This window comes from Bacteroides ovatus, assembly GCF_001314995.1.
In the GTDB taxonomy this organism is placed as follows: domain Bacteria; phylum Bacteroidota; class Bacteroidia; order Bacteroidales; family Bacteroidaceae; genus Bacteroides; species Bacteroides ovatus.
Window position 1 is genome coordinate 761,995 of sequence record NZ_CP012938.1, and the last position, 13,150, is coordinate 775,144.

Below are 13,150 nucleotides of genomic sequence, written 5' to 3' on the forward strand. Positions count from 1 at the left end.
GCTTATGAAGAAATTATACTCGACAATTCTACCAATTGTAATGATCCTTTGTTTAGCAATGCTGTCATCCTGTTCCGGTAGTTCGGACGAAACGGAGAATGGAGGGACGGATGACGGCATTTTGCGGATTACAGCCGATAAGACGGCTATACAGGCAGATGGGGTAGAAAAAGTGACCTTTACGGTCAAACTGGGCACACAAGATGTAAGCGAAGAAAGCACGATGAATCTGATTCTGGTAAAGGAGTCGGGAGAAGAAAATCTGGATTATGGCGTTCGTGCTTTCAGCACTTCAGTGCCGGGTACGTATGTTTTTAAAGCCCGCTATTATGAGGGAAAAGCAATGGTTAGTGAAAATGAAGTGACCGTTCAGGTTACTCCCGTATCAGGAGGAACCAGCTATTATCATAAATTACTGGGGATGCAGTTTACTTCTGTCGGGTGTCAGGCTTGTCCGGCGCTTAGCACTACATTGAAAGCAATTCAGAATGAACAACCGGGACGACTGGCGGTAGCTTCTTTCCACATGGATTTCGGGGGAATGACGGATCCCATGAGTACGGCAGCTACCAATAATTACCGGACTAATATTCTCGGCAATTTCTCCGGACTGCCTCGTCTCTTTTACAATCTGCGTAAAGGTACTAAAGAAATGATCAGTATCAAGAGCCAGATTGAAGAGGAGCTTCAAAAAGAATTAAGTAACTATCCGGCTTCTTGCGGGGTAGCGATTGAATCTGTATATAATGCTTCTGACCGTACGGTGACGATTACTGCCAAATTAACTTCCAACGTAACAAATACCTATCGTTGTTTGATTTATCTGGTAGAGGATGGTATCAAATACTTTCAAACGAATGGAGGAAATGATTATACTCATAATAATGTAGTACGTGCAGTGGTGTCCACATCGTTGAATGGTGACCGTTTCAATGGAGCAGTAAATGCGGGAATAGAATCTACCATGCAACGATCTTGTCAGTTGGAATCGGGATGGAATGCGGATAATATGCGTGTGATTGTGTCGATGTTGACAACGCTGGATGGGGGAAAAACTTATACGTGTAACAACGTAAATGAGTGCAAACTTGGAGAATCGGCAGATTACTTGTATAACGAATAAAGACGAGTTATGTGTATAAATGTCTATAAAATAATATTGCTGGTCTGTATATGCTGTGTAGGAATCTTCTGGATTTCCTGTTCTGGCAATTCCGATGATTCGGAGCAGACAGAAGTGATTTTGAGCGTCAATAAAAATACGTTGACTGCTGATGGAAAGGATATTATAACCTTTACGGTAATGCATGCGGGAATGGATGTAACTGCTGATGCAATCATCCGTTCCGTGATGGACGGACAAACTTTGGATGGAAGTACATTTTCTACTTCTAAAGCCGGAACCTATGCTTTTGAAGCATCTTATGGTAACTATGTATCCAAGTTGGTAACGGTTGTTGCGAGTGCTGCACCGGGTGAACCTTCTAAGTTTGTAAGACGCATTTGTGCAATGGAGTTTACTGGGACGTGGTGTGCCATGTGTCCGGCAGGAATGACTCGCCTGAACTATCTGATAAGTTCGAGTTATGAGGGAGTTATTTATCTGATGTCATTTCATGTCGATGGAACAAGTGCTGATCCGATGACAATCGAACAGTCTTCGATCCTTTCCAGAAAGTTTTCTATCTCCGGTTATCCTTCATGTGTGGTTGATATGCGTGAGGCAATGGGGTTGTCTGAAAATTATAGTGTCATGCGAGCTGTATTCAATAAGTCTTTGGAGGAGTATCCCGCATCTTGCGGAGTGGCCATCCAGTCACAATATAACGGACAGGCTGATGTGACGGTAAGCGTTAAATCGGAAAAAGGTGCTGAATATCGTTTGATTTTATATGCGGTAGAAAACGGATTGAAATATCAACAAAATGACGGGGGAGTTTATCGTGATTACACACATAACCATGTGGTACGTAAATTACTGTCTGCTACCGTTGATGGCGATAAATTGGGACATATAGCAGCCGGTAAAGAGAAAAGCATAAGTTATACTGTTATAATGGAAGAAGGATGGAATGCGGAGAATCTTTCTTTTTATGCATTGGTTACCGATGAAAACGGATATGTAAATAATTTGGCTGTCTGCAAGGCTATTGATGGCGATGCCGATTATGAGTATACAAATGATTAATCATATTTATCACTTTGAGTTATGAAGAAGAAATTATTAAGCTTATTACTTTTGTTAGGGCTGGTGCTAGTTGTAAGCCCTATGGTATTATCGTGTTCGGATAAGGATGAACAGCAGACTGTAGATCCGGAAAATCCGAAAGAACCGGATACTCCACTTCCTCCCGTGCCGACTCCTATCAGGTGGGTTGAAAATGAAGTAGATGGTGGTGAACGTGGAGTCGGTATCAAGGTGACCAGTAAAACCGCCAATAACTTTGTGTTTGAATGTACTCCGGGAGATAAGGTTCAATCTTATCGTTTGGATGTCTACCCTTTATGCCGTATGTATAACTATTTATTTGAAGGTGGTGGTGTCGGTGCAAGTGAAGAAGAAATCGAAGATTTGATTTTGGAAGCCCTCTATAATTCGGAGGGTGCCGGTGCTTATACATTCAATAGGAAAACATTGGGAGACAGCTATCCGAATACAGAGTTTGACTGGGTAAATTCCAAATATTCCCAATCGGAGATTGTACCGGGAGCAGAATATTTGATTATAACAGTAGGCTGTAATGATGAGGGCGGACAAAATCCGGCTGATATGAAAATCTGTTATCTCAAGACTCCTTCAGGAGATGTAATAGGTGATCCTCGCGTTGATATCGATGTCCATTCTAGCTATCAGGCAGCTGCTATTCAATATATTCCGAATGAAGATTGCAAATATTTTTATCAATTCTGTGGAGATTCCGAACCTATCGATGCATTTATCAATGCTTATGGGAAGGATATGTATATTGACTTTATGAGACATTGGACGCAGTCTGCAGAGGATGGACAAGCATCTGAAGATGAATTATTATATATAGTGAATTTTGGCTATACTGCCGATCCGACAAGAAAGATTACAGCTACGACTATAGGATTGGATGAGAATAAAAATAAAGGAAAGTATATACGTCAGGATTTTCAATTGAAGAAGATTCCTGATGATGCCAAAGAAGCGAAATGCGATCTACAAATCACAAAGACAGGTGCTTCTATTGTTAATATGGATGTAAAAATGGAGAGTACTTGTTATGCCATGTTCTATCGTGTGTTTAGTGAGGCGGATTGGGCTTCTTATGAGAATGCGGACGAAGCTACAATGACGGCACTGGCACAAGCTTTAGACCAGGAAGGATGGGGCATTAAAAATATGAATTTCAGTCAGGAAGGTTCGTATACAGCCACAGAGTATCAGTATGATCTTGCTCCGAATAGTTCTTATGTTGTCGCTTATGTAGGACGTAATATGTATGGACAGTTGTCAAAAGTGGAAAATAAGTGTTTTTCTACCAAAGCACGCGTGACAGATAATCCCGGAGCATCTAAGGCTACAATAGATATTACTATTTCTGATCCGGGACGGACAAGTCTGAATTTGAACTATTCCTATAATCAGGAGGCAGCAGTATATTATCATCAATATATCATGACACCGGATTTACTTGAAGAAGGTAATAAAGCTGAATTGATAAAGTATTTGTTGTCAACAGATTCGAATGTATGGCCTGCAAATGCGAATGGAGGAGTGGAAAGCTTTGCATGGACCGGTCTGGAGCCGGCTACCGAATATATATTTGCATATATGGCTGAAGACTGGAATGGCGTATTGACGGATGTGAAGATTGTAAAAGCTACTACCGAAGCAATTGTGGCAGGTCCGAATCCAACTATGGAATTACGTGCATATATGAGTGAAATGAATAATTTCACTGTCCAGTTTTCCATTATAAAGGATGTGGCTAAAGTTTATCATACAATTCTTGAAGATGCGTATTCTGCAAGTGGTGATTATACCTATCAGGAGTGTATGGATGTATGGAAGGAACATTGTTTGGATTATGGCTTGACAACAGTAAATTCAACGACTCAATCATACGATAAGACAAGTGAAGCCAAACGTTTAGTTGCTTTATGTGTACCAATTGGGGCAGATAGTGATGGCAATGAAGTTATTGGCGACCTTTATACTGTATTCTATGATAAAGATAAAGGTATTATTACTGATCCTTCTGTATTGTTCCCGGATGCTCCGAAATCAGTAAAGGGTATGATAGGAACAGCAAAACCACAAGTTATAAAGAAAGATAGACGGATTCCTGCAAATACGATTATTAAGGAGAAAGTGGATAAGAGTACTCCTGGTGCGATGATGAGCGGAAGTACTATTTATCTTGATTTGAAAAAACTGGGTAAACATCCTCACGCCAAATAAATAGTATTGGCACAATTATTCCGCACGATAGCGTGGAAGTCTGTCGTGCGGTTTTCTCTAATCATCTAAATTATCATGGATATGAGAAGAAAATATTTTTTATGTAGTATGGGGAAATATGTATGTTTCCTGGCAGTATGTGTGGTAATGTTGTCGTCATGTTATAATGACGATGATTTAAAAAACTCAATTTCCGGTCTGGAAGACCGCATGGATAAGTTAGAAGCTTCGTTACAAAGTGTACAGACGGATATTTCCACATTGAAGACACTGACAGATGCTTTATCTCAAAATAAATCAATCGCTTCTGTATTGGAGAATGAAGACGGAAGTTATACAATTAAGTTTTCAGATAAGACAGAAGTAACTATTCGTAATGGTGAAAATGGGGAGGATGCTCCGCAAATAACCGTGATAAAGAACGAAGAGGATGGTATCTATTATTGGGGAATAACTAGTATAGACGGTAAAAAGACATTCTTGAAAGATGGAGAAGGAAAAATGATGCCTGTAACGGCTGCCGCTCCTAAGATTCGCATTAATACGAATACGAAAGAATGGGAGATTTCTACGGACGGTGGAAAGACTTGGGAACCTACCGGTGTTTACGCATCTGGAGAAGGAACGGGAGATACCTCTCTTTTTAGTGGAGTTAGTCAGGATGATGATTATGCGTATTTTACTCTGAAAGATGGCACAATATTAAAGTTGTCGAAATCTAAGGAACTGAAATGTGATATATTGTCCGGAAAGCAATACTTTACGAATGGTGAGGAGAAATTGATTTCAGTTGAAATGAGTGGAATTTCGAAATATACCGTAACAAAACCTGATGGTTGGAAAGCTTCCCTGACAGGAAAAGGACTGACTATTACTGCTCCTGTGGCAGAAAATCAGTATGCGGAGACGAGTGGCAAAGTAGCTATAATGGCTGTTGCATCTAACGGACAGAGTATTATCGCAGAGATTCCCGTAATCATAGGGGATGCTCCTATAGTTATATCTACTGTGGGGCAGACAGTTTCTACTACTTTGACGAATGGCATAGAAATGTATTATTTGGGAGTATTGGAAATCAATGAATATAGTGCAGAGAGTGTGGCTGAATTAGTGAACGGATATACTGCCCGTATGTATATGAAGACAGAACCTCTTGATAAAATGCCATTGGCAGAACTGATAGGTAAGGATCCTGAAGCCGGAAAGACATATATGATTTGGGCAGTGCCCCCATTTGAGGCAGGTAGTGTATGTTTGCCTGACGATGTGATTGCTACTGTGATTAAGATAGCTCCGACTGTAGAACTAAAGATTTCGAATATTACGTTTGAAGGTGCAACGGTTTCTGCAATTAGAAAGGGCTGTGACGTTTTTTATACAGGGATTTTAGATAAGTCTAATTATTCACCAGAAGGGGTTATTGACGATTTGGCTTATGGTGGCGGAACTAAACAGTATTCGGATTATAATGGGCCATTGGAGGGAAAAGTGCTAGATTTTCTTCCGAAAGTAATACCGGGAACAACATACGTACTTTGGGCTATTCCTTATAAAGAAGAAAAGGGGTATAGAACAGAAGAGCTGGTAGCGGTGGAGATTCCCGTTCCTGCGTTGACGTATGACGGAACAGCGACCATAAATATTAGTGGTGTTGTTACTACAGTTTCAAGTGTAAGTGCGACCATTACTCCCGGAACTGACTGTTATAAGTTCTATTATTCTTATATGAAAGAACAGACTTTGGCAAATTATAGCACTGACAAAGAGGTTATTTCCTATCTTATTAAAAATGGTGATTCTTCCAAAGAGGCAAAAAACTTTGAAAGAGCTTCTTTAGAACCGGGAACAAAAGGCTTTTTTATTGCAGTAGCATTAAATGACAAAGGACAACTCGGGGCGTTAGTCAAAGTACAGGCTGATTCCAAGGAAATATCTTATAATTCTTCTATTTCGGTGGATGTGGCAATAGAGGCAGGAACCGTGTCTGCGACTTTAACGCTGACTCCGACCGGAAATCCGGTGAAATTCCGTTATGTCCACATGAAATTGAGTGATTTCAAAAGCTATCCGTATTGGGGAAATGAAGAAACAGTAAAGCAAGCATTGATTATGAATGATAATGTTACTGAAATTGTTGCTGCTGAACTGAAGAATCATCAACTGGTGATTGAGGATATTGCATTTAATTCAGAATATGTACTGTTCATGATAGCAGTTGATGCTGATGGTAATCCTTCTTCGAGTGTAACAAAGAAGGAATATACAAGTGCAAAGCCGACTTATGTGCGAAAAGAAAGGGATGCCGATTTGTGGAATGCCAGTGTTCCGGAAGTAACAATTGACAAGATAGAAAAAGACAAATTCTACACCGTTTCTTATACTGTGAAACCGAAGTCTGCCTGTAAAGTCTTTTATGTATTTGCGGGACCGGCAGATTACCTGACTGGTATGTATGATGAACAAATCAGGTATGTGATGCAAAATGGTGTAAAACAAACAACAACTTATTCGGGAAGTACTTATGGAACATTGCCAACTAATATCAATGTTACCTGGATAGATGAAGAAGGACGTTTTTACGAGGTTTCTAAAACTGTAGTAGATGCTCCGACGCAATAATTTTAATTTCTAATTTAATAAAATAATAGATGAAAAACTTATTTAATAGCTTTTATAGTGTAGTATTGCTTGCTTTGTGTCTGATTGCTTTCAGTAATTGTTCGGATAGTGATGACGGAGGAGAAGTTGGCGGTACGGATAATGGAATCACTGCAATTAGCAGTGAAACGGAAAAGACTGTTTCACTTTATGGGGAGACTGTTGAAATCTCATTTACCGCTTCAGGAAAATGGACTCCTTCTTTACAATACTCTACAGGATCGGACTGGGCGGCTATTACTAATACCAGTGGTAGTTCTACTGCCGGTAAAGGAGGATTCAGGGTAAAGGTTGATAAAAATGAAGCCGGACAGAATCGTATATTAACAGTGCTTGTGCAAGTTGAGGGATATAAAACACCTGAAGTTGTATGTACTATAACACAATCAGGATCTGGTGACGTATCTTCTGCGGATATTGCTTTAAATGAATTTATGCATAACTATTTGAAGGAACATTATCTATTCAAGGATGAGTATAATACACTGGAAGTTGATTGCAAAAATGTTTCGTATGATAACTTTTTATCTACCTACCTTTTGAAGATGAAAACAAATACAGAAGATGGAGGAATTTCCCGTGCATATTCTGTGAATGCCGGTCAACGTTATATTTATTCATATATTGAAAAAGTAGGTTCTAGCGATACTCGTGCCACAACTCGTGCTACAAGCATGGTAGGAACAGGATTAGGAACATTTTTTTCTTCCTATATGGCAGATAGAACGACAATCGGTTTGTCTATTGGATATGTATTTGTTGATTCTCCTGCAGCAAAAGCTGGATTAAGACGCGGTGATGTAATTGTTGCTGTGAATGGGGTAACCTTGAATAAAAACAACTATCAGCAATACATGAATGCATTATATTATGCAAGTGGAGGGGAGTCATTCAATATTGGATATAGACGCTATGTGCCTAATGAAGATTTGCAAAAATATGAATTAGTAGATGGAAGTGTTATTTTGACGACAGGTACTTATAATAACAATCCGGTACTTTATTCTATGTTTATAAAAGAAAAAGAAGGTAATTTGAATGTGGCTTACCTTGTTTATCAAGGTTTTGATTTGAATTATGCGGAAGAGTTAAAATATATGATACAGCAGTTCAAAACGGAAGGTATTACCGATTTAATCTTGGATTTACGTTATAATTACGGAGGTGCGGTTGAATTGTCACGCTATTTATCAGCTTCTATTGCAGGTTCTTCACATCGTTCTGATGTTTTCATGAGGATGCAACGTAGTTCTGGTGCAGATGAATATATTCGGTTTGGTGATGGAGATGATTTAGGTTTGAATTCCATACGGATTATCTGTTCGGAAGAGACAGCTTCTTCCAGTGAATTGGTAATTAGTGGATTAAGAGGAATTGATTTCCCTGTAAAACTATTTGGTAGTCGTACTGAAGGAAAAAATGTAGGTATGGAGGTACAAGAGTATAAATATGGTAACTCTTATTACGAATTTGCTCCGATTACTTTCCGTTCGTTCAATGCAAAGGATTGGGGGGATTATGCTGATGGAATTGAACCAGATGTAATGTTGAATAATCAAAATGCAGACTATACGGATGATATTGATAATGCGTTTCCGTATGCTTTTGGAGATTGGGATAACTTCGATTTCAATTTACCGTTATGGTATGCTTTGTGTGATATTCAAGGAGTGGAACCCAATACAGGCAAAGCTAAAGTTCGCAGTGGAAAGATGAAAATGGAACGTCCACAAATGGATGGAATTCAAAGATTACCATCTGTGTCTGTGAAACGCTCGATAGGAACTTTTGGCTCTGTTATTTATAACAAGCCGGAAGTAGAAAACTTATATTAGTAAGACTAAATCTCTTGTGAAATAAATTTTCTCTTAAGTTAAAGGGGATGCTTCTCGATAAGGTGTTAGTGAGGGCATCCCCATTTTGCATTAATTATTAGGCTGTTTTTTAACTATTAAATATATTACGTATGAAAAAAAATCTTATTTTCTGTTTTCTGTTAATATTAATAGGGTGTTCTGAAGAAACACTTGATATTAATTTTAGAGAATCTATTCCAGTCGATGGAATAAATCAGGATGATGTGGTTCCCATTGAAAAAGCAATAAAGGGACTCTATTTAATGATGGATGCCATGCCTGTTAAAACACGTAGCGGTTGTACGAGACAGATTGAAGCTATAAGTGTTTGTGGCGGTAATTCTATAACTCGTAGCAATGGATATTCATTATCAGATACTGTTGCATATGTCGTAAATTTTGCGGATAATCAAGGTTTTGCTGTTTTAGGAGCTCGATACTCTCTTGAACCTATATATGCATTAACAGAGAAGGGTACTCTAGATGCAAAGAAGTTAAATAGTGCCATGATTAATGCATATAGACGAAATATTAATAACGAACCAATAAATACACTTACTAATAATTGGGGAAGAAATAATGAGGTAAGCATTGATTATATATATGATTTATTGGCAGAGTCAATGGTTGTAACTCCACGCATCAAAGTAGATAAAACATATATATATGGAGAATGGGAACCTATATCATACGTTGGACCTTTAGTTGAGGTTAAGTGGAATCAAGGTTATCCATTTAATATGAAAATGGATTATGTCACTTGGAATGGATATACAGCACAAATGTCTGTTGGATGTACTGTTATAGCAGCAGCTCAAATGATGTCTTCTAATCGTCATCCTATGTCTGCACCGGGAGATTCTGCAACTTATCCATGGAATAATTTAAAATTAGTATCGAATTATCTAAATATGAAAAATTATTTTCCTTATTATCCGGATGCTTTGCCTTTACCGGAAAAAAGTGAATATGTTGATCAACTTGCAGATGTTCTCCACCATATTGGTAAATGTTTTAATGTCTTTTTTCATGAGGGAGGAACAGGGGCTACAATAGAAGATGTACTTGCTGGATTAAAATCATTAGACCCTGTTTATTATAAAGATGCAAAATGGGTTACTATTAAAGATAATATGGATAAAATATATAAGTTACTTAATGCTAGTAAACCTGTTTATATAAGAGGTTCTAATATGGGCAATTCTAGTGGGCATGCGTGGATTATAGATGGATATTTAAATTGTGAAAGAGATGTTGTAATAACAGAAACGAGTGGATATAATCCCCCGGTTACTTATACTAGACGCGAACAAGGAACTATGTTGCATTGTAATTGGGGATGGCAGGGGACAGGAGATGGATATTTCCTGCCAGGTATTTTTAATGTTAGTAAACGGGAATTTGTAGATGAAATTATTGATTGTAACATATCACAGTCACTTGTAATGGTAAATTACGGCTATTCAAATGAAATAATAATTTATTAAATACAATAATGTTATGTTTAAGAAAGAAATAATATTAGGAATATTGTGTTTGTTCGCAGCTTGTCATAGTAACGACGAGATAATTGAAGAGCAAGAGTCCCCTAAAAATGAACAACAAGAGCCCAAGGCACGTGTTGATATCATTCTTTCTCATGAAGAACAAGCTATGTCAGAATCAACTAATGATTTTGCATTTCAGCTATTCAAACAAGTATGTGTTTCAGAAAATAGAAAAACAAATATATTCATATCACCTTTCAGTGTATCTCTTTGTCTTTCTATGTCAGCAAATGGAGCAAATGGAAACACGCTTACTGAAATAAAAAAGGTATTGGGCTTTTCTTCTTCTTCTATGGATGAGGTTAATACTTATAATCAGAAACTTATGTCCTCCTTATTAAATATAGACAATACAACTCAAATTGGTATAGCTAATTCTGTTTGGATAAATCAGGGTTTTGTTGTAAAAAACACATTTATTGATATAAATAAATTGAAATATAATGCTTGGGTTGAAAGTTTGGATTTTAGTTCAGCATCTGCAATAGCTACAATAAATGCTTGGTGTGCTAGAAATACTGAAAATCGGCTTGTTGACATAATGGATGAGATATCTCCGGAAGCTCGTTTAATTTTGATTAATGCATTATATTTTAAGGGGAAATGGACTAATCCATTCTCAAAAGAAGTAACAAAAAATGATTTCTTTACAAACATAGATGGAGAACAAGTTAAGGTAGATATGATGTGTCAAGAAGAAAGTTTTCGTTGTATGAACAATGAGAAATTTGCAATAGCTGAATTTCCTTATGGTAATGAAGCATTTAGCATGGTCGTTGTTTTGCCAGTAGAAAATAGTTCATTAGAGGAAAGTTTATTATGGTTATCAAATGATGCTTGGAAACAATGCGAGACGCAAATGTCTTATCAAAAATTACAGGTTAAAATGCCTAAGTTTTCTTTTAAATATCAAAAGCCATTGAATAGTGATATGAGTGTTTTGGGAATGAAAGATGCCTTTATTTTAGGTTTAGCGGATTTTAGAAATATATCGGCATCTGAAAATTTATATCTTAGTTCATTGGAGCAGTTTACTTATTTGGAAGTAAATGAAGAAGGAACTGAAAGTGCAGCTATTACGACAGAAGTTCCTGCCACTTCAACAGGAGATGACAAAGATATAATTCATTTTTTTATGGATCGCCCATTTATATTTATGATAAAAGAAAAGAGTACGGGGCTCATCCTTTTTATGGGACAAGTAACTAAATTATAAAGCTATTATTATGTATTACTGAAACTCCTGATAACGACCTTTGTTTCTGCTTTTTATAATAAAATCTTTTATAATTGGGCGGAAAAATGAAGAAGAACCAGGAGAGAATAAATGTAATATTGCCATTTCTTTAATAGAAGGATGAATTAACCCAAAGAATTAATAGTATGAATACAAATATTTTATATAAGCTAATAATATTCTTAGGAATATTTTGGTTGAGCAGTTGTTCGGATGATGATTCTGAAAGTAAATTAGAATATGAAGTCGTGGATAATGTGATAACTAGTTGGGATATTATACTTTCAAACCATTACGAAGAAACAGTACCTTTAAGTGAATTATTATGTATTGGGGAGAGTGATAAATGTCCTTTGTCTAATACATACATATCAATAGTAAATTATGATTCTGAATATCCGATAGTCATACCGAGAGGTGCCTATCAAGGGAATGAGTATGGATTTTGGATAGATAGACCTGTACCTGCGAGTGAGTCTATAAAGGAAATATTTAATTCTGATTGGTATGCGACTGTTGTAGTACTATATGGTGGTGAAGGAACATACAATTTTGCTGTAAGAATTTACAATCCTACTTTAAACAAATATTTTGTAACCAAGCCATATCAATTGAAAGTATGGAGAGAAGGAGTAGAGGGGGAGTATAAGTGGTTTCGTTCTATTACGCAGGTAAATAATTAATTAACTAAAAAAAAGAATACTATGAATGATAAAAATATGATGAGTTTCTTGTTCTATTGTTTGGTGGCTTCTTTTTGCTTTTCATGCAGTAGCAATCTGGAGGAGTTGGTAATATTCTAATGATGCTTGCTATTTGATAAAATAAGAGTAATAAATAATTAGTAAACAATGTTTTTAGAGAAGAAAAATCAGAGGTGTTGGTTTGAATATATATATGAGATATATGAATATCTGTTTTATCGAACATATATATGGCAGCTTAGATTGTGGGGAGAAAAGCGGTTACCGGAAGTGGCAGGGTTATTACTACCGACTTCATTGTTTACTTTTGTTTTTGTTGGCCCAATAGTTGGAGTATTACATTCATTGGAAGTACCAAACAATGAAGAGTTAGGTATACTTTTGGCTGTTATATTCACTTTTGTTGCTCATAGATTATTTATTAGCGATGGACAATATTTGTCTATTGCTGATAAATATCGTAATGAAACTAAAGAAAAACAACGACAACGTATGAAGCAAGTTTGGATTTTTTTAGCAATAAATCTTATTTGGGTGATATTCTGCATCTTCTTATTCATCAAAGTGATACCCCCGCCATCAAATGCAGATACCTCTAATAAGAATCCTTCTCCAGAATATATAGAGATGCTGAAAGATATAAGAGACCGACGAGCACAATAGAATATAAACAGCGAAATAAATTTGTTGTATAATAGATTATAATTTAGAACTTAGAA

General features: G+C 36.9%; 9 protein-coding genes. All 9 read left to right on the plus strand.

Annotated elements, in window-relative coordinates:
* Positions 1-4 precede the first annotated feature (4 nt).
* The 9 genes from Bovatus_RS03035 to Bovatus_RS03075 all read left to right on the plus strand — a co-directional run bounded on the left by Bovatus_RS03035 (position 5) and on the right by Bovatus_RS03075 (position 13,094).
* Positions 5-1,123 (plus strand): Omp28-related outer membrane protein, encoded by a 1,119-nt coding sequence (locus Bovatus_RS03035; RefSeq protein ID WP_004296090.1) that lies wholly within the window; start codon positions 5-7, stop codon positions 1,121-1,123.
* Positions 1,124-1,132: 9 nt separating this feature from the next.
* A complete protein-coding gene (locus Bovatus_RS03040) occupies positions 1,133-2,188 on the plus strand; it encodes an Omp28-related outer membrane protein (protein WP_004296089.1) in 1,056 nt (351 codons plus the stop codon).
* Between the two features lie 21 nt (positions 2,189-2,209).
* The gene (locus Bovatus_RS03045) at positions 2,210-4,429 is read left to right on the plus strand and encodes a hypothetical protein (RefSeq protein ID WP_004296088.1); all 2,220 of its coding nucleotides are present in this window, start codon (positions 2,210-2,212) and stop codon (positions 4,427-4,429) included.
* Between the two features lie 81 nt (positions 4,430-4,510).
* Complete coding sequence (locus tag Bovatus_RS03050; protein WP_052587825.1) at positions 4,511-7,048, plus strand: PL29 family lyase N-terminal domain-containing protein; 2,538 nt, start codon at positions 4,511-4,513, stop codon at positions 7,046-7,048.
* A 29-nt stretch (positions 7,049-7,077) separates the two neighbouring features.
* Complete coding sequence (locus tag Bovatus_RS03055; protein ID WP_004296086.1) at positions 7,078-8,922, plus strand: S41 family peptidase; 1,845 nt, start codon at positions 7,078-7,080, stop codon at positions 8,920-8,922.
* Positions 8,923-9,053: 131 nt separating this feature from the next.
* Complete coding sequence (locus tag Bovatus_RS03060) at positions 9,054-10,430, plus strand: C10 family peptidase (protein WP_004296085.1); 1,377 nt, start codon at positions 9,054-9,056, stop codon at positions 10,428-10,430.
* Between the two features lie 13 nt (positions 10,431-10,443).
* Positions 10,444-11,706: a serpin family protein gene (locus tag Bovatus_RS03065; protein ID WP_004296084.1), complete on the plus strand. Its 1,263-nt coding sequence runs from the start codon at positions 10,444-10,446 to the stop codon at positions 11,704-11,706.
* Between the two features lie 167 nt (positions 11,707-11,873).
* Positions 11,874-12,410, plus strand: coding sequence for a hypothetical protein (locus Bovatus_RS03070; RefSeq protein WP_004296082.1), 537 nt, complete (start codon positions 11,874-11,876; stop codon positions 12,408-12,410).
* Between the two features lie 168 nt (positions 12,411-12,578).
* A complete protein-coding gene (locus tag Bovatus_RS03075) occupies positions 12,579-13,094 on the plus strand; it encodes a hypothetical protein (RefSeq protein WP_059365497.1) in 516 nt (171 codons plus the stop codon).
* Positions 13,095-13,150 lie beyond the last annotated feature (56 nt).

Excerpts from the sequence above, each read along its gene's own strand:
- Bovatus_RS03035 (WP_004296090.1), top strand. The coding sequence starts at position 5 with ATGAAGAAATTATACTCGACAATTCTACCAATTGTAATGATCCTTTGT.
- Bovatus_RS03040 (WP_004296089.1), top strand. The coding sequence starts at position 1,133 with ATGTGTATAAATGTCTATAAAATAATATTGCTGGTCTGTATATGCTGT.
- Bovatus_RS03045 (WP_004296088.1), top strand. The coding sequence starts at position 2,210 with ATGAAGAAGAAATTATTAAGCTTATTACTTTTGTTAGGGCTGGTGCTA.
- Bovatus_RS03050 (WP_052587825.1), top strand. The coding sequence starts at position 4,511 with ATGAGAAGAAAATATTTTTTATGTAGTATGGGGAAATATGTATGTTTC.
- Bovatus_RS03055 (WP_004296086.1), top strand. The coding sequence starts at position 7,078 with ATGAAAAACTTATTTAATAGCTTTTATAGTGTAGTATTGCTTGCTTTG.
- Bovatus_RS03060 (WP_004296085.1), top strand. The coding sequence starts at position 9,054 with ATGAAAAAAAATCTTATTTTCTGTTTTCTGTTAATATTAATAGGGTGT.
- Bovatus_RS03065 (WP_004296084.1), top strand. The coding sequence starts at position 10,444 with ATGTTTAAGAAAGAAATAATATTAGGAATATTGTGTTTGTTCGCAGCT.
- Bovatus_RS03070 (WP_004296082.1), top strand. The coding sequence starts at position 11,874 with ATGAATACAAATATTTTATATAAGCTAATAATATTCTTAGGAATATTT.
- Bovatus_RS03075 (WP_059365497.1), top strand. The coding sequence starts at position 12,579 with ATGTTTTTAGAGAAGAAAAATCAGAGGTGTTGGTTTGAATATATATAT.